15 protein-coding genes and 1 riboswitch are annotated in these 20,186 nt (G+C 55.9%); of the genes, 3 read left to right on the forward strand and 12 right to left on the reverse strand.

Going from position 1 to position 20,186, the window contains the following annotated elements:
* The first annotated feature begins 10 nt into the window (after positions 1-10).
* A riboswitch (Lysine riboswitch) is annotated at positions 11-189 on the forward strand.
* 180 nt (positions 190-369) lie between these two features.
* Together QRX41_RS03230 and QRX41_RS03235 are read left to right on the forward strand one after the other, a co-directional pair.
* Entirely contained in the window at positions 370-1,761 is a 1,392-nt protein-coding gene (locus QRX41_RS03230) for an amino acid permease (protein ID WP_396166019.1), read from the forward strand.
* A 204-nt stretch (positions 1,762-1,965) separates the two neighbouring features.
* Positions 1,966-3,471, forward strand: a complete 1,506-nt coding sequence (locus tag QRX41_RS03235; RefSeq protein WP_313836254.1) for an amino acid permease — start codon at positions 1,966-1,968, stop codon at positions 3,469-3,471.
* 273 nt (positions 3,472-3,744) lie between these two features.
* Here QRX41_RS03235 and ilvC read toward each other — a convergent pair whose 3' ends face one another.
* Positions 3,745-4,794 carry a ketol-acid reductoisomerase gene (ilvC, locus tag QRX41_RS03240; protein WP_015022635.1) on the reverse strand — a complete coding sequence of 350 codons (1,050 nt, stop codon included), beginning with the start codon at positions 4,792-4,794 and terminating at the stop codon, positions 3,745-3,747.
* Positions 4,795-5,547: 753 nt separating this feature from the next.
* On the reverse strand, positions 5,548-7,128 hold the full coding sequence (gtfA, locus tag QRX41_RS03245) for a sucrose phosphorylase (RefSeq protein ID WP_313838633.1): 1,581 nt from the start codon (positions 7,126-7,128) through the stop codon (positions 5,548-5,550).
* Positions 7,129-7,294: 166 nt separating this feature from the next.
* Between gtfA and QRX41_RS03250 the strand changes: the two genes are divergently transcribed.
* Positions 7,295-8,326, forward strand: a complete 1,032-nt coding sequence (locus QRX41_RS03250) for a LacI family DNA-binding transcriptional regulator (protein ID WP_183129802.1) — start codon at positions 7,295-7,297, stop codon at positions 8,324-8,326.
* Here QRX41_RS03250 and QRX41_RS03255 read toward each other — a convergent pair.
* The 10 genes from QRX41_RS03255 to QRX41_RS03300 form a co-directional block, all read right to left on the reverse strand.
* Positions 8,307-9,491 carry a glycoside hydrolase family 1 protein gene (locus tag QRX41_RS03255; RefSeq protein ID WP_121914892.1) on the reverse strand — a complete coding sequence of 395 codons (1,185 nt, stop codon included), beginning with the start codon at positions 9,489-9,491 and terminating at the stop codon, positions 8,307-8,309. The two genes, QRX41_RS03250 and QRX41_RS03255, sit on opposite strands and share 20 nt — an antisense overlap.
* Positions 9,492-9,532: 41 nt before the next feature.
* Positions 9,533-10,414 (reverse strand): carbohydrate ABC transporter permease, encoded by an 882-nt coding sequence (locus tag QRX41_RS03260; RefSeq protein ID WP_181414967.1) that lies wholly within the window; start codon positions 10,412-10,414, stop codon positions 9,533-9,535.
* 9 nt (positions 10,415-10,423) lie between these two features.
* Entirely contained in the window at positions 10,424-11,305 is an 882-nt protein-coding gene (locus QRX41_RS03265) for a carbohydrate ABC transporter permease (RefSeq protein WP_232341853.1), read from the reverse strand.
* A gap of 70 nt (positions 11,306-11,375) precedes the next feature.
* Positions 11,376-12,662, reverse strand: coding sequence for an extracellular solute-binding protein (locus tag QRX41_RS03270; RefSeq protein WP_121914890.1), 1,287 nt, complete (start codon positions 12,660-12,662; stop codon positions 11,376-11,378).
* A 167-nt stretch (positions 12,663-12,829) separates the two neighbouring features.
* On the reverse strand, positions 12,830-14,179 hold the full coding sequence (locus QRX41_RS03275) for an MFS transporter (RefSeq protein ID WP_181414968.1): 1,350 nt from the start codon (positions 14,177-14,179) through the stop codon (positions 12,830-12,832).
* Between the two features lie 348 nt (positions 14,180-14,527).
* Positions 14,528-15,547 (reverse strand): FAD:protein FMN transferase, encoded by a 1,020-nt coding sequence (locus QRX41_RS03280; RefSeq protein WP_121914889.1) that lies wholly within the window; start codon positions 15,545-15,547, stop codon positions 14,528-14,530.
* 35 nt (positions 15,548-15,582) lie between these two features.
* Positions 15,583-16,695, reverse strand: a complete 1,113-nt coding sequence (locus QRX41_RS03285; protein WP_121914888.1) for a glycoside hydrolase family 172 protein — start codon at positions 16,693-16,695, stop codon at positions 15,583-15,585.
* Positions 16,696-16,735: 40 nt separating this feature from the next.
* The gene (locus QRX41_RS03290) at positions 16,736-18,400 is read right to left on the reverse strand and encodes a glycoside hydrolase family 13 protein (protein ID WP_232341854.1); all 1,665 of its coding nucleotides are present in this window, start codon (positions 18,398-18,400) and stop codon (positions 16,736-16,738) included.
* A 20-nt stretch (positions 18,401-18,420) separates the two neighbouring features.
* Entirely contained in the window at positions 18,421-19,245 is an 825-nt protein-coding gene (locus QRX41_RS03295) for a carbohydrate ABC transporter permease (RefSeq protein ID WP_015022642.1), read from the reverse strand.
* Positions 19,242-20,111 (reverse strand): carbohydrate ABC transporter permease, encoded by an 870-nt coding sequence (locus QRX41_RS03300; RefSeq protein WP_110413698.1) that lies wholly within the window; start codon positions 20,109-20,111, stop codon positions 19,242-19,244. Before QRX41_RS03300 ends, QRX41_RS03295 begins: the two co-directional genes overlap by 4 nt.
* Positions 20,112-20,186 lie beyond the last annotated feature (75 nt).

Genomic DNA, 20,186 nt, shown 5'->3' on the forward strand with positions numbered 1-20,186 from the left:
CGTAATTGCAAGCCACTGAAGAGGTCGCCGAACCTATCAGTAACCGGGATCAGACAGTGCGGTGTCGCCTATTCCCGGCGAAAGGATGTCCGGCCGAAACGGTTCGGATCCGCCCATCCGACCCGTTGGGCCCGGGTCGAACAGGTCCGGGACTGTCGCAACCAGATGTTGCGGAGCGCTATGTGCAGTGTCACAGACAGGCAACCCGCCTGGATTCCGCCTGAGCGGAACTGGCCGGAACCGTCGTCATAGGGCTCTCAGGTCAGTTCGAGGAGAAGAGCAGCCATGGCGACCAGGCAGGGCGGAAAGGTCAGCCCCTCCACATCCGACGACCGGGTCCAACGCAACCTCAAGACCCGACACGTCACCATGATCGCCCTGGGCGGCTGCATCGGCACCGGCCTGTTCATGACTTCCGGCTCCACTATTGCCAAGGCCGGACCGGGAGGCGCGCTGGTGGCCTACGCGGCCATGGGCCTCATGGTCTACTTCCTGATGACCAGCCTGGGCGAACTGGCCACCCACCTGCCCACTTCCGGCTCCTTCGCCGCCTACAATGCCCGCTATGTGGATCCGGCACTGGGATTCGCCATGGGCTGGAACTACTGGCTGAACTGGGCCATCACCGTGGCTGTGGACATCTCCACCGCCGCCCTGCTGATCCAGTACTGGCTGCCCCACACCCCAGGATGGGTCTGGAGCCTGCTGGTCCTGGTGGTCATTTTCCTGATCAACGCCCTGACCGTGTCCACCTTTGGCGAGACCGAATTCTGGCTCTCCCTGATCAAGGTAGTGACAGTGATCGTCTTCCTGGCCATCGGTCTGGCCATGATCTGCGGCATCATGTTTCGCCCGGCCGTGGGCCTAGGCAACTTCACCTACAAGGATGCTCCTTTCGTGGGCGGATTCCCCGCCATTCTCAACGTCTTTTTGATTGCAGGCTTCTCCTTCCAGGGCACCGAGCTGATCGGCGTCACGGCCGGCGAGTCCGAAAACCCCGGCAAGGCGGTCCCCAAGGCCATCAATGATGTCTTCTGGAGGATCCTGCTCTTTTATATTTTGTCCATCTTCGTCATCGCTGCGCTGATCCCCTACACCAGCCCTAATCTGCTGAGCTCCGCCGAGGGGGACATCGCCATGTCGCCCTTCACCCTGGTCTTCCAGCGGGCCGGCCTGGCCTCGGCAGCCAGCGTCATGAACGCCATCATCCTGACCTCGGTCCTCTCGTCCGCCAACTCAGGGGTCTACGCCTCCACCCGGATGCTCTACGCCCTTGCCAAGGACCATTACGCCCCGGCCTTCTTCGGGCACACCACCCGTCATGGCATCCCCATGGCCTCGCTGGTCGCCACTCTCGTGGTCTCCCTGGCCACCTTCGCCGCCAGCATCTTCGGCCAGCGGATCTACATGTGGCTGGTGGCCGCCTCGGGGCTCACCGGATTCATCGTCTGGATCGGCATCGCACTCAGCCACTATCGCTTCCGCCGCGCCTGGGTGGTCCAGGGCCACCGGGTTGAGGAGCTGCGCTACCATGCCAAGCTCTTCCCCCTAGGGCCCATCCTGGCCCTGATTCTGTGCATCATCGTCATCGGCGGGCAGAACATCGAGGCCTTCGTCAACTGGAACTGGCAGGAGATCGGCGTCACCTACATCAGCGTGCCCCTGGTGCTTGCGCTCTACCTGGGCTACAAGATCCGATACCATACCCGCATCGTTCCCCTGAAGGAGATGGATTTGAGCGGGGATCCGGAATCGCTATGAAAGATTTGTCAACTAGCATGACACATTATGGCCATGGGAGCTGGAAAGCCACACCAATGGCATAGAATCCCTAAGCGTTCGAGGACCGGCTCAAGGACCCGGCCATATGAATCTGTTCCGGCATCCAGCCGGCATATCAGGAATCGCAATTTCAGTACGACCCCGGACTCCCCGGTGCGTCGCCCAGCCAAAAGGAGGAGGATCATGACGCGGAACACCAGCAATGCAGCGTCGAACACCAATCAATCCGACCGGGCCGGGCAAGAGCATCATGGCTACGGCAGCGTCAAGCGCAACCTCAAGACCCGCCACATCTCCATGATCGCCCTGGGCGGCTGCATCGGCACGGGCCTGTTCATGACCTCCGGCTCCACCATTTCCACAGCCGGCCCCGGCGGCGGACTTCTGGCCTACATAGCCATGGGCGTCATGGTCTACTTCCTGATGACCAGCCTGGGCGAACTGGCCACCCACCTGCCGGTGTCGGGATCCTTCGCCGCCTACAGCGCCCGCTACGTGGATCCGGCCCTGGGCTTCGCCATGGGCTGGGACTACTGGCTGAACTGGACCATCTCGGGTGCCGTGGACATCTCCACCGCCGCCCTGCTGATCCAGTACTGGCTGCCCCACACCCCGGGATGGATCTGGAGCCTGCTGGTCCTGGTCATCGTCTTCCTGATCAACGCCCTGACGGTCTCCGCTTTCGGGGAGACCGAATTCTGGCTCTCCCTGATCAAGGTGGCCACCATCATTGTCTTCCTGGTCATCGGCATGGCCATGATCTGCGGCATCATGTTCCAGCCGGCGGTCGGCCTCAAGAACTTCACCTACAAGGACGCCCCCTTCGTGGGAGGCTTCCCGGCCATCATGAGCGTCTTCCTGATCGCCGGCTATTCCTTCCAGGGCACCGAGGTGGTAGGCGTGACCGCTGGCGAGTCCGAAAATCCAGGCAAGGCGGTCCCCAAGGCCATCAACGACGTCTTCTGGCGGATCCTGCTCTTCTATGTGCTGTCCATCTTCGTTATCGCTGCCCTGATCCCCTACACCAGCCCCAACCTCCTGGGAGCCTCTGACGGGAACATCGCCATGTCGCCATTCACCCTGGTCTTCCAGCGGGCCGGCCTGGCCTCGGCGGCCAGCGTCATGAACGCGGTGGTGCTGACATCCATCCTCTCGGCCGTCAACACCGGGGCCTACGCCTCCAGCCGCATGCTCTACGGACTGGCCAAGGACCACTATGCCCCGGCCATCTTCGCCAAGACCACCAAGCGGGGCATCCCCCTGGCGGCCCTGGTAGCCACGGTCTGCATGTCCCTGGCCACCTTCGCCTCCAGCATCTTCGGCCAGTCCTTCTACATGTGGCTGGTGACCGCCACTGGACTGACCGGCTTCATCGCCTGGATCGGCATCGCCCTGAGCCACTTCCGCTTCCGGAGGGCCTTCAAGCTCCAGGGGCACGACCTGAGCGAGCTCAAGTACCACTCCAAGCTCTATCCGCTGGGCCCGGTCCTGGCCATGGTGCTCTGCGTCATCGTCATCGCCGGACAGGACATCCCCTCCCTGCTCAGCCTGAACTGGTCGCACATGGCCATGACCTACTTCAGCGTGGTGCTGGTCCTGGTCCTCTACCTGGGCTTCAAGTTCGTCAACCACACCAAGATCGTGCGTCTCAAGGACATGGACGTGTCCGGCGCCGAATCCGCCCGCTGAAGCAGCAGACACAGTGGACACCTTGTAAGTAGGTAACGTCCTTATATAACCAATGGTGCCCCGCAGATGGTCGTTCCATCCGTGGGGCACCGCCGTATATCCTCTGGCGTTGAATATTCCACACATCCACATGACCGCGCAACTGAAACGTGAGCATCGGGTTACGCTAACAAAATGGTCGTTCCCTCATCGGCATTGAATCCAGGTGAGGGAACGACCATTTGCTGAATGGTCAGTTGGACTAGACAGGGTCCTCCCGACAGAACCTAGAGGTCACTGCACCTGTGAACGGGCGATCTTGCCGGTGAAGGACTGGGCCTCATCGGCATCCTTGACGTCCTTGTTCCAAGAGAACATGGCGCGCAGCTTGGGACCGACCTCCTCGATCTTCTCGTGGGAGTACTTCTCCTGGAGCTCCTTGAACTTGGGGGCGCCGGCATCCTGGTCGTCAATGAACTCCTTGGCGAAGGAGCCGTCCTGAATGCGCTGCAGCTGGTGACGCATCCTGTCCTTGGTGGACTCGTCCACCACGGTGGAGGTGAAATCGCCGTACTGGGCGGTGTCGGAGCAGGACCAACGGGCCTTGTTCAGACCACCCTCGTTCATCAGGTCGACCAGCATCTTGAGCTCGTGGCAGACCTCGAAGTAGGCGATCTCCGGCTGGTAGCCAGCCTCGGTCAGCACCTCGAAGCCAGCCTCAACCAGGTGGTTGACGCCGCCCATGAGCACATCCTGCTCGCCGAAGAGGTCGGTCTCGGTCTCTTCCTTGAAGGTGGTCTTGATGGCGCCGGCGCGCAGAGCGCCCAGAGCCTTGGCATAGGCCAGGGTGATGTCCCAGGCGTCGCCGCGCGGATCCTGCTCCACAGCTACGACCACGGGCACGCCACGGCCAGCGACATACTCACGACGGACGATATGGCCCGGGCCCTTGGGGGCCACCATGAAGACCGGGTGGTCAGCGCTGGGCTTGATGTAGCCGTAATGGATGTTGAACCCGTGGGCGAAGGCGACTGCCGCACCCTCCTTGATGTTGGGCTCGATGTCATCCCGCCAGATGTTGCGCTGGTACTGGTCGGGGGCCAGGATCATAACGATGTCGGCCTCCTTAGTGGCCTCGGGCACGGTCTTGACCTCCAGACCCTGCTCCTTGGCGAAGGGCACCGACTTGGAGTTGGCGCGCAGGCCGACCACAACGTCCACACCGGAATCACGCAGGTTCAGCGCATGAGCATGTCCCTGAGAACCGTAGCCGATGATGGCCACCTTCTTGCCATCCAGAACCGAAAGGTCCCCATCCTTCTCATACCAGATCTGTGCTGCCATTATCTACACTCCTTTATGTGCGGTTACAACCGCTTCACGCATAATTGTTCTACGACTTGATTCCAGTCAGTGGATGCTATTCATCGATCCCAACGCAGGATTTTGTCCGTCTGCCGAAATCGAACTGCCTGATGCACCTTCTGTGCATTCAACCATACTCGTGACATGGCTGGCATAAGTTCCACGACTCATTGTTCGGACGAAAAGCGGCTATCAGCCGCTCCGATACGCGTCATCTCCTTTCCGACAATCAATTGGTCAACATTCACGACACGAACAGGTATGGCCTCATCAGCTAACTTGAATCTCGCCATCGGCAGGATGTTGAATCTTATTGTCGGAAAATCGCGATTACGGATCCTGCCTACGCTGACAGGATCCGAGTCTGCGTCGAATCAGCTCATCAGCGAAGACGAGCTAATAATTCGCAGCAATACCAAGAAGCAATTGAACTGTGCAGTCATCGCTGAAAGCCTCCTCTCCATTTGTTTCGCATCAATCAGCTCCCCGCAGGAGCCAAGTACTGGCACCATATCGCCATTACAGAGCGGAGCGCCGGACGGGTTCACAATATGGACTATTCACTTTCGCTTGCGAGCAATTGGACAAAATGACGCACAATTTTCCGCACTACTTTTGACCATCAAGCAACTCCGGACCAGCTGGGAATACGCCTACCTTGAAGCCGCTCTGACATAACGTGACGAAAAATCAATCTCAGCCCCCCCCATGCCAGGAAAAGGGCTAAAAGGATTACTCGCCCAGATCTGTCAACAAATCACGACATAGGTGCGAACCCTGAGCATCCGACCAGACCAAGGTGGCGAGAGAGGGATCGTCGCCTGACGATTGGGGGTTGACACTTCTGCCGTTTTTCCCTACTGTCTCCGTCCGGTCACGCAGAGCCGCGAAGGTGCCGACAGCGGCGGATGGGCAGAAGATCAGTTCAGCCTTACTGGTCTTCCCCTGCCAGACAAGATGAAGCACGCTACGCGCCGCATCGATTTGATAAGAGAATGTGCCATTGAAGGCATCCAGCTTATTGCGCAATCGACAGAGAGCGTTCAAGGAGCGAACGACCGGCCTAGTCAGATTCCGCTTAATCTCCTCTTCGGTGTAATAGTGCCTATTGATATCTCGTCCATTGCGGGTTCTCGCTAGCAGATCCATGTCATTGGCGCCGGCCAGCGCCCCGACATAATAAACCTGAGGCACCCCCGGAAGGAAGAGCTGAACGGCTCTTGCAGCCAGGTAGGCCCTGTCATGGCAAGCCAATGCCGAGTAATAGGTCGTATTGATTTGATACAGGTCCAGGTTGCTGGCAGCAGCTCCAGTAGCAGCTTCCGATTGGCCGTGAGTGTTACAGTGAATTATCCGGACCAGTTGGTCCACGGCCGCATCATCCACGAGCCCTTTCAGGGAACGGTCCATCTGGTCAGCGCCGATATCTATCACTCCGATCCCATCATGGGTGTCCAGGACAGTGACCGCATTGATTGGTCTGACCTCGATCCAATGGACCAGTGCCGCGATATCTCCGGTGAAGATCGAATGCAGCAGCAGAGGCGGCAGGGCGAAATCGTAAACCCTGTCGACTTTAGAGGCTATATCAATCTGCTTGCGATAATTGGAGTGGACCTCAATCAAAGTCTCCAAACCCCGAGTGGCAGCTTCCTGCTTGATACGAGTGATGAGGTTGAAAGTCTTGGGCGTCATAAAACAACTGGTGCCCGCCTGCTTGGCTCCGTATCCGACGGCGTCCAAACGGATGTAGCTGACATTGCTGGCCGCCAAACGATCAAGTATAGATGTCAGATACGCCCATCCCTGGGACGAATCGGTATCGATGTCAACTTGCTGTGGAGTAAAAGTAGTCCAGACCAGCCGGGTTTCACCTGCCCAGGTATAGTGGGTGAAAGGCAGGCCCGGGCGCGGCCGATATATGCGTGCCAGATCTTCTTCGTCAGCCCCATCAGGAAAGACTGAAGACATGGTCAAGAACATCGAATAATACGGGCTCGCCTTCCCCTTGGCCATGACCTCCCGGAACTGCTCGGACTTCGAGGACATGTGATTGACAATAGCGTCAACCATAATTTTGTGCGATCGGCTCAGCTCCGCTATATCGTCCCAAGTGCCTAGCCTTGGATCCACCTGACGATGGTCAATGGGATCGAAGCCTGCATCAGTACCATCGTAGGGGGTGAAAAAGGGCAGGATGTGGACTCCCTGATACACGCCGTCAAAATACGTACGCAACACTCTGGTCAAGGAGGCCAGGGTATCGCCTCCAAACCTGTTTGCATATGTAATGAGTTGAACCTTGTTGTCCATCCGTCCTCCTGAGCTCGGCAACCAACAGTGTTACCTAATCGTTTAGATAAGCCTAATATAGTATGCAGTGAGTACTTTGCATCTCTGCTCCGGAAACGATCGTTGATTCTGGGACGAAGGTGGAAATAATATGCTTGCCATTTTCGCTCGGACTACTGGAGGATTCATGAGCAGACAAGCCACAATCAAGGATGTGGCTCGGGAAGCGGGCGTGTCGACCTTCACAGTATCCAAAGCCCTGCGTAATCAGCCTCATGTCGCCCCTGAAACCCGCAAAAGGGTGTTGAGGGCTGCGGCCAGGCTCAATTACTCAGCGTCGAAATCAGCTGCCGCACTGGTCAGTGGAAAGACCAAAAGAGTCGCCCTGCTGATAGGAGAACAGATAACCGGTTGGTTCAATGGGAACATTCAGGAAGGCGTCTATGATGTGCTGAGCACCCATGGCTACGATCTGCTCATCTACCGAGCCGGAACAAGTGAGGAGCGCGCCGCTTTCTTCAGGAATCTTCCCGCCAAGCGCAACGCCGATGCCATTATCGTGGTCTCTTTCACTCTGGCGCAAAAGGAGACCAAGGCCCTTCAAGAATTGGACATGCCCATCGTCGCGATCCACTCAGGTGCCACATCGTTCAGTCAGGGATCCATCCGTATAGACGATTGCGAATCCGAAATTGAAGCAGTGCAACACTTGGCATCACTGGGCCATACAAGGTTCTGCTTTCTCGACAGATTCAACCCTTTGCCTGAGTACTCCTGGGGCGCCAACCAGCGCATTATCGGTTACAAGAAAGCCATCGACCGCTACCACTTGGTAGACTGCGGAGTACTCACCATGGATCCGGACAGGGAGCATCCTGCCAGGACAGCAGCGGATCGGATCGCCTCCATGACACCAGCCCCCACGGCCATCTGCGCCTGGTCTGACGATTGCGCCTTGGCTCTTCTGTCTGAACTGCGCCAGGCTGAGATCAGGGTGCCCGACGTCGTCTCGATCATGGGATTCGACTCCTCGGATGTGGCCGCTCTGGCCGGCTTGTCTTCAGTAGCCCAGCCGGCCAGAGACATAGGAGCCGAGGCCGCCAGAAAGGCCCTGCAGCTCATCAACGGCTCACCCTTAACCGAACCGCACACACAGGTCAAGACTCATATCATCGACAGAGCCACCACCGGTCCGGCTCCTAGGGACGAGGGACGTTGAGCATACCTGTCCTGGCGACCTGACCCAGCCAAGTCAAAGAAGGCTTGGGAGTTCGCTTGAATGTCTTGCGGTCCACGCTGATAAGACCAAATGTTGGATCGTATGAACCCCACTCATAGTTGTCGAGCAATGACCAGTGAAGATAACCCAAAACATCAATCCCCAGGTCCATGGCTTTCTTGAGACCCAAAAGAGCATCGTGAGTGTAGTCGATCCTGCGGGCATCACTATCAGTGGCCAGACCATTCTCAGTCACGAAGACCGGAACGCCGCCAGTCAGATTCCAGGCAGTCTGCACGCCAATGCCTAAGGCGGGAGGAAAGTATTCCCACCCGTTCTTAGTCTTTTCAGCTTCTGCAGGGACCGGCAGCGGTCCATGTTTGCCGATGAATGTACGCAGATAGGCCTGCACACCGACCCAGTCATCTCCGGCCGCATGCTCGAAGAAGAAAGTCTCGCGCCAATAGGCGTAATCGCTCGTTTCCTGCTCACAGCCCGGCATGGCGTGAAAGGCCTGAGCAGCAACTGACCAGCCCACACGTTTGGATTTGTCCTGTCTGAGCAGAGCAGAAGCCTGAAGATGGGCCTGCAGAATGATACGCGCTATCTTCTCGCTCGGCTCCGGAAGGGAGGAAGCGGCCATATCCTCTCCGGTCTCCCCTCCCTGAGTCATGGCCACCATGTTGGGCTCATTGATAGTGCAGATCCAGGTGACTCCATCCAAGATCGGAAGAACAAAACGAACGTAACGAACAAATAGGTCCGGCGCGGAGGGATTGCTCCAACCACCCTTGGCAGCAAACCACCTTGGAACGGTGAAGTGGTGAAGGGTCACCATGGGCTCCACGCCATGCGCCCTGCAAGATTCGATCATCCGGGCATAGTGCATCAGCTCAGCTTGGGAGAAGCAACCCTCCTCCGGCTCAATCCGAGCCCACTCAATGGAGAATCGGTACATCTGCAAACCCGAATTTGCCAATAGTGATATATCTTCATCATACCGATGGTAGCTATCGCAGGCATCTCCTGACGGCTCTTTGATGTCAGTCCCATCAGCATGCTCGCGAACCCACCAATTACTGTTGATATTGTTTCCCTCGACCTGATGAGCGGCCGTGGAAGCCCCCCAGATAAAGTCATCTGGAAATTGCAAGGCACCTGTCATAGGCTGCTTCCCTCTCTGTATCTGTAACTGGTAATTGATGTTTACTTGATGCCGCTCATGGTCACACCTTGTATGAAGTATTTCTGAAGGAAGACGAACAGCAGCAGGATAGGCGTGACCACAAGGACGGCTCCAGCCAGCAGAACACTGTAGTTGGTCGCATTTTGCCCCGTGGAATACAGAGACAGAGCAACGGGCAAGGTGTACATTTTGTTGGACTGGGCAGCAACCAAGGGCCATAGGAAGTTGTTCCAAGAAGATAGGAAAGTCAAGACGGCAAGCGTGGCCAAAGGCGGCTTGCACTGCGGCAAAACTATCTGGAAGAAGATCCGCAACTCACCCGCTCCGTCTATCCGACCAGCTTCCAAGAGGGCATCAGGGATACTCTGCATGAACTGACGCATCAGGAACACACCAATGGGTTGAGTCAGGAAAGGCAGAATGAGCGCGAAATAGCTATTGAGCATATGCAGGTTCGAAATGATCACGAACAAAGGTATAAAAGTAGCGACACTTGGTACCATCAGCGTAACCATGACCAGCAGGAAGAGCACGTTCTTGCCTGCGAAGTCGATCTTCGCCAGCGCATACCCGACCATGGAGCAAAAGACCAGGTTACCCAGCATCGTCACCACGGCCACTACAAGACTGTTAATAAAATAGTTGCCGAAATGAAGCTGAGTAAACCACTGCGTGAAATTGCCCAGGGTTGGGTTTTTAGGCAAGAGTGTAGGCGGTACTGCCATAATTTCACGCTGAGTCTTGAGCGACCCCAGAACCATCCAGAAGAAGGGAAAGACCCAGATTATGCCGACCAGAGAAAGAACTACATAGGTAATGCCATGGGCCTTTCGAAATCTCGTCCATAGACTCGGTTTGTTCTCTGATATTTCCGGCGACATCGTTACTGCAGCGGTTGACATATTCCCCTCCTAATCCTCAGACTTGAGAATTCTGAACTGGAGCAGACTCACCAAGGCGATGATGGCGAAGAGCACATAGCTTGCCGCCGACGACATACCATACTGCCCGAATCCAAACTTTTCATAGATGTAATAGGAAGCCGAAAGGGTTGAATCCAAAGGACCTCCCTGGGTCATGACAAAGGATTCTTCAAAGAACTGCAGGTAAAGCACCGATTGCAGGACGGCGCCAAGAAGAAGAGTGGGCCGGAGCAGAGGAAGGGTGATGCTGCGAAACTTGCGCCATTCCGATGCGCCATCCATCTCTGCGGCTTCGAGAACCTCTTCAGGTATGGCCTGCAGACCAGCTAAAAAGATGATCATCAGGGTGCCCATGTTCCGCCATAGGGTCATGACCATCAAGGCCGGCAGGGCCGTCCTGGTATCATGCAGCCAGTCAGGGCCCTGGACTCCGATAATTGCAAGAAGGGTGTTTAGCAGACCATCTTTTTGCAGGATGTAGCGCCACACCACTGAGACTGCCACAGTGCTTGCAACCACGGGAGCATAGAACAAGGCACGGAAGAAAGCGTTGACATGCTTGAGCCCCTTATTGAGCGCAACTGCGAAGGCTAGGGCAACAACCATGGTCAGCGGAAGCCCGACAACCACGAATATGCCTGTAGTCCCTAGGGAATGCAAATACCTGGGGTCCCGGAACAACTTAAAGTAATTGCTCAGCCCCATGAAGTTGACGTTAAAGGGTGTTTGGATATCCCTGGCAGTGATGTCAGTAAACGACATCACCAGCGAAGTAGCCAAAGGAATCAGCATAAATATAGCAAAGACAATCACGAACGGCAGCGAGAACCCCCAGGCGACCAGAGTCCTTCTGCGGCGAGCGAGTCTCATCGACGACCCGCTCACCTTCATGGATCGTCTTCGTTCTGCACGGATACGCGACGAAGAATTCATAGCAGAGCTACATTCCTGTCCCTATGGAGTCAGCCTGTTGCTGCAACTCCTTAAGACCATCCTCGACGGATACGGTTCCCCTGTTCATTTTCTCATAGATGGTATCTGCGGTTTTGCCCATCTCGCCCCATGTGAAGGTGACTGGCATGGAGTGAACATGCTTGAGCTGCTCTTCGAATGCCTGCAGCTTGGCATTACCTGCAAGTTCCTTGTCTTTCCATGCTTTGCCTGAGGCGGGAAGATCGGCAGTAGCCTTATACCAATCAACCTGGGTCTGCGGCTGTGCAAACCACTGGATGAACTTCCAGGCTGACTGCTTGTTCTTCGATGTTTTGAAAACCGCCCAATTGCAACCCCCGACAAAAGAGGTTGACGACTTCTTGGCAGGCACCACAGCAGTGGCGTACTTGTCTGCGAAGCCTGGCCCGCCAAGCTCCTCAATCTGACCAGCAGCCGTTGGGCCCTCGATCATCATCGGTGTTGCACCTGAGACGAACTGTTGCATGTTGGAACCTGGGGTAACATCAGCATTCACATCCGCTAGCCCATCCTTGAAAAGGCTGGTCGTGTACTTCAGAGCGTCTTTCAACTCGGGAGTGTCGAAGGTATAAGCCTTATTGTCCTTGCTGACAAACTGGGCCCCATCCGAGAAGGCAAAAGGCGACATGCCTTGGAAGCTGTCAGTCCCTGTAGGGAACATGAAGAATCCGTACTTCACTCCATCGGCCTTCTTCAAATCGCTGGACATAGCCTTGAGCTCATCCCAGCTCTTTGGGGCATGATCCCAGCCTGCCTGTTTGGCAATGTCGGTACGGTAATACAGCACTCGGGTGTCAACATACATGGGCACTCCAAGCTGAGTCTTGCCGACCTTGCCACTGGCCTTAAGCCCGGCATTCAGATCGCTCATGTCAAGGTCAGCCGGCACCGCGGACAATGCTTTTGAGTAGGTAGCCATGTCAGTGTTGCCCATCATGGCTACATCCGGACCAGTACCTGCTGCTATGGCCGTTTGGAACTTGTCCTTGTAACTGGACCAAGGAATGGAAGTGACGGATATCTTTACATCGGGATTCTGCTGCTCGAACTTCTTTACGAAGCTGTTCATCTTCTCACCCTCGTTGCCCATGGCCCAAATGGTCAATTGACCACTGGCCTTGGAGTCACCGATATGAGATACTGCCGTGTTGTCCTTTTCTGCTCCAGAATCAGCTGTACGGCCACATGCAGCCAAGGAAACCATAGCAGCAATGCTCGTTATTCCGGCTACCACCATCGTCAACCGCGATCTCATCTGAACCTCCTTGCTCAGGTAGCTAAACGCTTAGATAGCTTGTTCAGTATAAACGATTAGGCATTACTATGTCAATCAAGACCAGGGTGGATCGCAGAAAAGATGGCGGCCTCTTAAGGCCGCCATCTTGTTGAGATTCCCATGAATCTTACAGGAGAAAACGAAAACTACTTGGTGAAGTCCACATCCTTGGTTTCGTGGCAGGTCAGCACTGCCACCAGGCAGCAGACCGCCATAACGGCCAGGTAGAGCCCGACCGAGCGCACTCCCCAATGGGAGGAGAGCCAGGTAGCGATGGTAGGCACGAAGGCCGCGCCCACGATGGCCGCCAAGTTATAACCGATACCGGAACCCGAGTAGCGCACGTTGGCGTCAAAGAGCTCCGGCAGGAAAGCGCCGATGGGCCCGAAGGCAATGCCCATCAGGGCGAACCCGACGCAGAGGAAGACCATGACCTGGAAGGTGTTGTGATGGGCCATGAGCAGGTAGGGGAAGACCAGGCTGAAGACCACCAGCATGACGGAGCTGCCGATCAGCACCCGGCGACGGCCGATGCGGTCCGCATAGACGCAAGCCAGCACGATGAAAAGGGCGAAGACCAGGATGGAGACCATGAGCATGAGCAAGTACTCCTGGTTGGTGAAGCCCAGTCCGCCGCCGCCCTGGGATTTGGGCTTGGTACCGTAGGCCAGGGACCAAGTAGCCAGGGTATAGAAGAGGGTGTAGGTGACCGCGACCAGGAAGGTGGCCTGGAGCACCTGGCGCCAGCTCTTGCGGAAGACCTCCAACAGCGGGGTCTTGACGACCTTCTGCTGATCCAGGGCCATCTGGAAGATAGGGGTCTCCTGCATGGAGACGCGCACGGCCAGTCCTACGACCACCAGGATGGCGGAGAGCAGGAAGGGCACACGCCAGCCCCAGCTCAGCATCTGCTCGGGGGTGCAGAACATCTCCAACAGGAAGTAGGTCCCATTGGCCAGGAAGAAGCCGATGGGGGCGCCCAGTTCAGGGAAGGAGCCGTAGAGCGCCCTCTTGCCCTCCGGGGCGTTCTCGGTGGCCACCAAGGCCGCGCCAGACCACTCGCCGCCCAGGCCGATACCTTGCACGAACCGGCAGAGGCAGAGGACCACCACAGCCCAGAGTCCCCATGTGGCATAGGTGGGCAGGACGCCGATCAGAACTGTGGAACAGCCCATGGTCAGCAGCGAGACCACGAGCGTGGTCTTGCGTCCCTGACGGTCCCCGAAGTGTCCGAAGATCAAGGATCCCAGTGGCCGCGCAATGAAAGCGATGGCGAAGGTCAGCAGGGAGGCCAGGAGGGCCACAGTCGGATCTGTCTTCGGGAAGAAAAGCTTGGGGAAATAGTTGGCCGAAGCCGTCCCGTAAGCGTAGAAATCGTAGAACTCGATGGCCGTGCCGACCATGGAGGCCCCGATGACTGTGCGGACCGAGCTACGAGAGACTGCTGGTCTACTCGCCGCGCTCGGACTCTCCACTTCGTTTGTGTGTTTCTCCATCACCATCATCTCTTTCTCTCCAGCCGATTTCTTTAACTGTCTAACCGGCATTTATGAAAAGATCCCGACATGAGCAGGATCCGGTGAGATGAAGTTGATCTACTTAGCGGCCCTGCCTTCCGGCGGGGTCGCGCAATCCGAAGATCGACGAATCAGTCCGCCTGCGAAGACGGGCTAATAATTCGAACTGACAGGGCACTAACACTTGCCGTACTATACTTCCACGTCATCGCAGCGAACCTCCTTCCATCGTCTTCCAGCAGATGAAACCACCATCCGCAATGTCTCTGACCATAAATCCGACTACCTGAATTGGTGCCTGATAGTCCAATATGCGAAACGGCAGATTCATCGCGACGCTATAGGATGACTATCTAAGTTGGTGAACACCTCACCAGGAAATGCGGATGAGACGATGAACCGTCGATCCGAACGAAGCACAGCGCAGGAATAATCCACATGAAGCGCCAGAACCGACGGATCCATCAGGAATAGAGCCGTCGCCAGTCCATCCGCAACTGCAACGGGAAAAGAGCCAGAACCAACAAGCGTCCATGTAGCAAGAACCTGCCGCACGGGCGTACCGTCAATTGCATTGAGAATATGGTGGAGACTGATAAGACCAGCTTCACCATCCCTTTCGTAGCGAGAGGTCCAATGCCTGCGACTGGGAGCCGAAGCACACAAAGCACCCGATGACAGCGAGACGACACCCACCGCATTTGCTTGATCATCGGGATCCTCCATGGCAACAGTGATCGGAATTGACGTCTGCACCCCCATGTCGCCCCCCGCATCGATCACATACTCGCCAGCATCCGCCAAGAAGGCGCCCAACAGATCAACTAGAAACCCCTTGCCTATCGCCCCGAAGTCCAGGTGGATCGGACCTGCCGTTATCAAGGTCGCTCCGTTTCGCCGAACATCATGAGCCCAGGTTGGACGACCATGTATGCGCCCCAATTTTCCCAAAGCGCCTGCCTGCATAACGAAACTCATATCCGGACCGTAACCAAGTGCCACCAGGTCAGCACCCACGGCAGGGTCAAGCCGCCCCTCAGTCAAGGCATAAAACCGGTCATACAATTCAAAAAGAGGACAGCAGTACGAAGGAAAAACAAATTCTCCGCCATTATCAGCCTTTGCCATGGAAGCGAGCAACGAATCGCTACGGAATCGGGAAAGCGCCGACTCATAATCCTCTATCAGATCCGCCATTCTCTTATGAAGCTCGGCTGGCACCAGTTTTGCCGTATTGATGATGATTCCTGTACCCAGGGCCTGGGGAAAGCTCAGAACATATGGCAGAGATTCCAGACCGCCCAAGGAACCAGAACCATGGTCTGCAGAAGACAAAGCATGTGCCATACAGCGATTCTATTCTCCAGCGCTCTTCCTTCGCGTCAACGCGGCCATCGATCACGTGCTAAGGGAAGAGCAGGAAAATCGCCATGAGGTTCCAACTGGTACCAATAGGCTACTGTGGACACATCATCGCTTCGTTCAAAAGCGCCTTGGAACCCGGACCCAATTTGTTGCCAAGTGACGCGTAGATCTTGTTCGAATCGGATCGGATCTGGTATATGCCACCGATACAACCCCCGCATTGGAGGGCAATCATCATTGTGATAGGGATTGCGAATCGAGTAATCATGGTTGCTATAGAAGGGATACCCGCAGAAGGGCGCACAGTATGTCTGCTCACTGGTCCCTTCAGCGCTTGAAACGGCAAAACTCCAAGCTCCTCCAAAATAATCTTCAGTACCAGTGCTGCATATCGTTGGATATGCCTCGTCCCCATCGATATAGAATTTAAATTCACCTTCTCCCCACCAGTAGCGTTCAAGCACACTCAAGGCCAGATAGGTTCCAATGTACTGGCCTCTGCCCCGGACCCCGTCCAGAACGACGTAGTCCTGTCCAGGAACAGTTACTTTTTGCCTGCGCCATTGGGCATGGAAATACCCCGTACTCGCTGGCAGCGGATCGTCCTGCAACGAGTAATCGATCTGGTAGAACAAGGCAGGCACAACATTCACATGCTGGTTTTCCAAAACGAGACGGGCGTGTCTGCCAAACGGCATGGGGAAGTAGGCGTTCATCCCTCCTGTCGGCACCACTTGTATGGGCAGGGAGTTGACTCGACAGACCTGGCCAAAGCCACAGCAGAAGAAATCACCCAGGGGGCACTCAACCGAGGGAGTCTGCTCATCATCCCAGTAAATCCTCAGCACAAGATCACGCAGAACATATCGATCCGCATCACTTGTTCTATCCGCCACTGTGAACCACAGATGATTAATGACCCCTGTACCTTCAATATCAGCCAATACCACAGACGAACCTGGCTCCAGATTCCTGATGCAGGGGCTGCCCTTCCTGCCTGGGCCAAGCTCTCCTGCTGACATGGCTCCCCGACCTTTCTCGCCACGGGGATTTTCAGCATTAATCGACCTGCTTACGCTGGATTTGACGAGCGCCAGCCCCAATGGATCTCCTGCCAGCTGCGAACGCATACCCATCCTTTCTATGCCGACATCCGTCATCACGTATCTGTCACTCGCATATCTTTGTCGTATACCAGACCGTGGCATCAGGCGCGAGCCAAACCGCTCCATTTACTGATTCAACGACACTGCTATTCAACAAACACTTGGCCGAGACCGGCAACCTCACCGACGACCTACCAAAATTAGTCATGCTCCTCAAGCCGGAAGCCAAGATTAGTTCTAAGGTGTGGGTCAGCCCGTCATCAACAACGTTAACCTTCACATTCATATCATCTTCGACCCACTTGCTGCGCAAAGCCAGAGCCGTTTTAATCAGGGAACGAGCCGACTTGTCCGATCGCATTTCAGACTCTACGGAGTAGTCATCAAACCAAGCAGGCTGCGGTAGCCATGGGGCAGCACCCTTATTGAAGCCGAAGGATTTGTCATGCTCGCTCGTCCATGGAATCGGCACACGACATCCATCCCTCCCTTTGATTCGGTGCCCGGATCGTTCCCACTGAGGATCGCGGATATCTGTCGACTTAAGGTCGGTGACTTCCGGCAGCCCCAACTCATCGCCTTGATAGATGTATGCGGTTCCCGGCAGAGCCAGCATGATCATCGCGGCAGACCGTGCTCTCCGTAACCCGACCTCGCGATCAACGACGGGATCAGTTCCATTCGAAGCCACCCAAGCGAGTTCATCGGCACCCTTGGGCAGAGCCAACCGCGAAGCCAGCCTTGGGACATCATGATTGCCAAGGACCCAGCTGGGCGTGGCTCCGACTTTCTTGAAACCGCGGCATGTCCTGGTTATGGCTGACGCATACTCATCCAAATTCCAAGAAGCCTTTGCTAATGAGAAATCGAAGACCGATCCAAGCTCATCCGAGCGTGCATATGCAAAGACCCGGTCAGTGATAGGAGTCCAGGACTCCCCCACGGCCATGCGGGGAGGATCGTATTGGTTCAAGACCGTCCGCCACGATCTATAAATCTCATGGACTTCATCTCTGTCGAACAATGGATCGCTGCCGTCATCGCTCATAGGCGCCATGACCTCCGGATCCGGTCTGTCACGAAGAGGATCATGAAGGTCCTTGGCCAACCCATGCGATACGTCCACACGGAAACCATCGACCCCTCTGTCGCTCCAGAATCGAAGAACCGAAAGGAATTCCTCCCGTACGCTTGGATTGTCCCAGTTGAAATCAGGCTGTTCCTTGGAAAACAAATGAAGGTAATACCAACCGGATCCGCAGGGCTCCCAGGCGCTGCCGCCGAATTCAGAACGCCAATTGGTCGGCGGCAACTCGGCATGTCTCCCACGTCCTCGCCGAAAGACGAACCTGGATCTCATGGAAGATTCAGGTCCTTCTTCCAAGGCCTGCCTGAACCAGGGATGCTGGTTCGAGCAATGATTAGGCACGATATCGATGATGACCTTGATGCCGAGGGAATGGGCATGCTCCATCATCGAATCAAAATCCGCCAGCGTGCCCAGTTGGGGATCCACATCCCTATAGTCGGCTACATCATAACCACCGTCGACCATAGGAGAGGGATAGAAGGGACTCAGCCAGATTGCATCCACACCAAGATCAGCCAGATACTCCAGCCCACTCTCAATGCCTTGCAGGTCCCCTATGCCGTCATTGTCGGAATCTCGGAAGGACCTAGGATAAATCTGGTAGACGACGGCAGACCTCCACCAGTCCGGATCATGCATGTTATCTATTGTCACGACTCTCAGCCCTTTACCGATCCATCCAGCATGGCCTTGATGAAGTATCTTTGCAGGAAAATGAACAGTATCATTGTCGGCGCCATGATCAACAGAGAGCCCGCATTCAAAAGGACCACATCAGTGGAATACTGACCAACGAAAGACTGCAACGCACCGGCCATAGTCCGCTTGGTTGGGTCGTCAATGAGGACGACGGCAAGAAGGAATTGGTTCCATGTAGCCAAGAAGGTCAGTATGCCCAATGAAGACAGGGCAGGAACGACCAAGGGTAATTGAATACTGCGGAAGATTCTGAAATGGTTAGCACCGTCGATGCTTGCCGCCTCAATCAGATCCTTGGGCATCTGCGAGAAATAGGCTTGCATCCAGACCATGCCAAATGGCATATTGAGCCCGATCATCGGCAAGATGAGCGCCCATCTGGTATTGAGCAGCCCCATGGATTGGATTTCATAGTAAAGAGGAGTAACGAGCACTTCGAAGGGCAGAGTCAGACCGACAAAGAGCAGGCCATAGGCGATCCATCCACCCTTCACATGGAGAGAACCCATGGCGTAACCGCCCATTGCCGAGCAAATGAGCACAACCGGCACTACAACGAGGACAAGGATTGCACTAGATATCAGCAAGGGGGTGATATTCGCTACCTTCCAGGCAGCTGCAAAGTTCTCCCAATGAGGGTGTGCCGTGAATTGGATCCCGTGCGGCATGGAACCCTGCGGTTGTACGGCTGCCGAGAACATGCTGACAAAGGGCAGTATTGAGAAGATGATAGTCACGGCCAGGGTGAGGTTCCCGAGCACACGCACAGAGAGTGACTGTTTCACGCTTCCTCCTTTCCCTGCACCAGTCGCTGGAGCGGGCCCACCACAAGCAGCACGAGCACCATAAGCACCAGGGCGAGCGCAGAAGCCAGACCGACCCGGTTCTGCGTAAAGGCCAGGCGATATACCATGACGCCAGGTACCATCGTGCTGTAGCCAGGACCTCCTTGAGTGGCCATGAAGACCACGTCAAAGCTGGCCAGAGCTGCCACAACCGTCATAGTCAGGCAGACAGCGATCTGTCCGCGCAACCCAGGCAGCGTTATATGCCAGAGCTGGCTCCACCAACCTGCTCCATCAATACTGGCCGCTTCATATAAGGATTTATCGATGCCTCCGATGCCGGCCGATAGCAGCACGATGCAGAAGCCCAGCTGCAACCAGAAACCAATAACGCCGACTGACGTCAGCGCGGTGTGCTGGTTGCCCAACCATGAGGTGGCGTGCTCCCCCAGCCCCATTGCACTGAGCATCTGATTGACGATGCCGTCCTGTGCCAACATCCAGGTCCAAGCCACGGCCGCCGCCGCTCCAGGGATGACACGAGGCAAAAACAGACAGACCTGAGCAAAAGTGCTGACAGCTTTGGCACGAATATCACGGATCAAGGATGCGATGATCATTCCCAAAACAATGGGTATCAACGAGAAGAAGATAACCAGGTAGAACGAGTGCCCTATACTTCCCAGCAACACAGGATCAGTGAAGACCTTGACGAAATTCTTCACGCCCACCCAAGTGCTGGCATCAATTCCGTTCCAGTCATAGAAAGAATACCAGGCAGTCTGGATAATCGGCCAGAACACAAAGACCAGGTAGAAGGCCAGCCCGGGAAGCAGAAACAACCAACCTGCCAGGGTGGAGCTCAGACTCCTGCCACGAGCCGGGAGGGCATCGGCAGCCCGCGAGGCCGATACCGACCTCGCGCGCCGCCGATTTGTGAG

Source organism: Bifidobacterium kimbladii, assembly GCF_032193675.1.
Classification (GTDB): domain Bacteria; phylum Actinomycetota; class Actinomycetes; order Actinomycetales; family Bifidobacteriaceae; genus Bombiscardovia; species Bombiscardovia kimbladii.

Coding starts and splice junctions, on each gene's coding strand:
- QRX41_RS03275 (WP_181414968.1), bottom strand. CDS start 14,179: ATGGAGAAACACACAAACGAAGTGGAGAGTCCGAGCGCGGCGAGTAGA.
- QRX41_RS03270 (WP_121914890.1), bottom strand. CDS start 12,662: ATGAGATCGCGGTTGACGATGGTGGTAGCCGGAATAACGAGCATTGCT.
- QRX41_RS03235 (WP_313836254.1), top strand. CDS start 1,966: ATGACGCGGAACACCAGCAATGCAGCGTCGAACACCAATCAATCCGAC.
- QRX41_RS03250 (WP_183129802.1), top strand. CDS start 7,295: ATGAGCAGACAAGCCACAATCAAGGATGTGGCTCGGGAAGCGGGCGTG.
- QRX41_RS03280 (WP_121914889.1), bottom strand. CDS start 15,547: ATGGCACATGCTTTGTCTTCTGCAGACCATGGTTCTGGTTCCTTGGGC.
- QRX41_RS03290 (WP_232341854.1), bottom strand. CDS start 18,400: ATGCATGATCCGGACTGGTGGAGGTCTGCCGTCGTCTACCAGATTTAT.
- gtfA (WP_313838633.1), bottom strand. CDS start 7,128: ATGGACAACAAGGTTCAACTCATTACATATGCAAACAGGTTTGGAGGC.
- ilvC (WP_015022635.1), bottom strand. CDS start 4,794: ATGGCAGCACAGATCTGGTATGAGAAGGATGGGGACCTTTCGGTTCTG.
- QRX41_RS03260 (WP_181414967.1), bottom strand. CDS start 10,414: ATGTCAACCGCTGCAGTAACGATGTCGCCGGAAATATCAGAGAACAAA.
- QRX41_RS03285 (WP_121914888.1), bottom strand. CDS start 16,695: ATGCGTTCGCAGCTGGCAGGAGATCCATTGGGGCTGGCGCTCGTCAAA.
- QRX41_RS03255 (WP_121914892.1), bottom strand. CDS start 9,491: ATGACAGGTGCCTTGCAATTTCCAGATGACTTTATCTGGGGGGCTTCC.
- QRX41_RS03230 (WP_396166019.1), top strand. CDS start 370: ATGATCGCCCTGGGCGGCTGCATCGGCACCGGCCTGTTCATGACTTCC.
- QRX41_RS03265 (WP_232341853.1), bottom strand. CDS start 11,305: ATGAGACTCGCTCGCCGCAGAAGGACTCTGGTCGCCTGGGGGTTCTCG.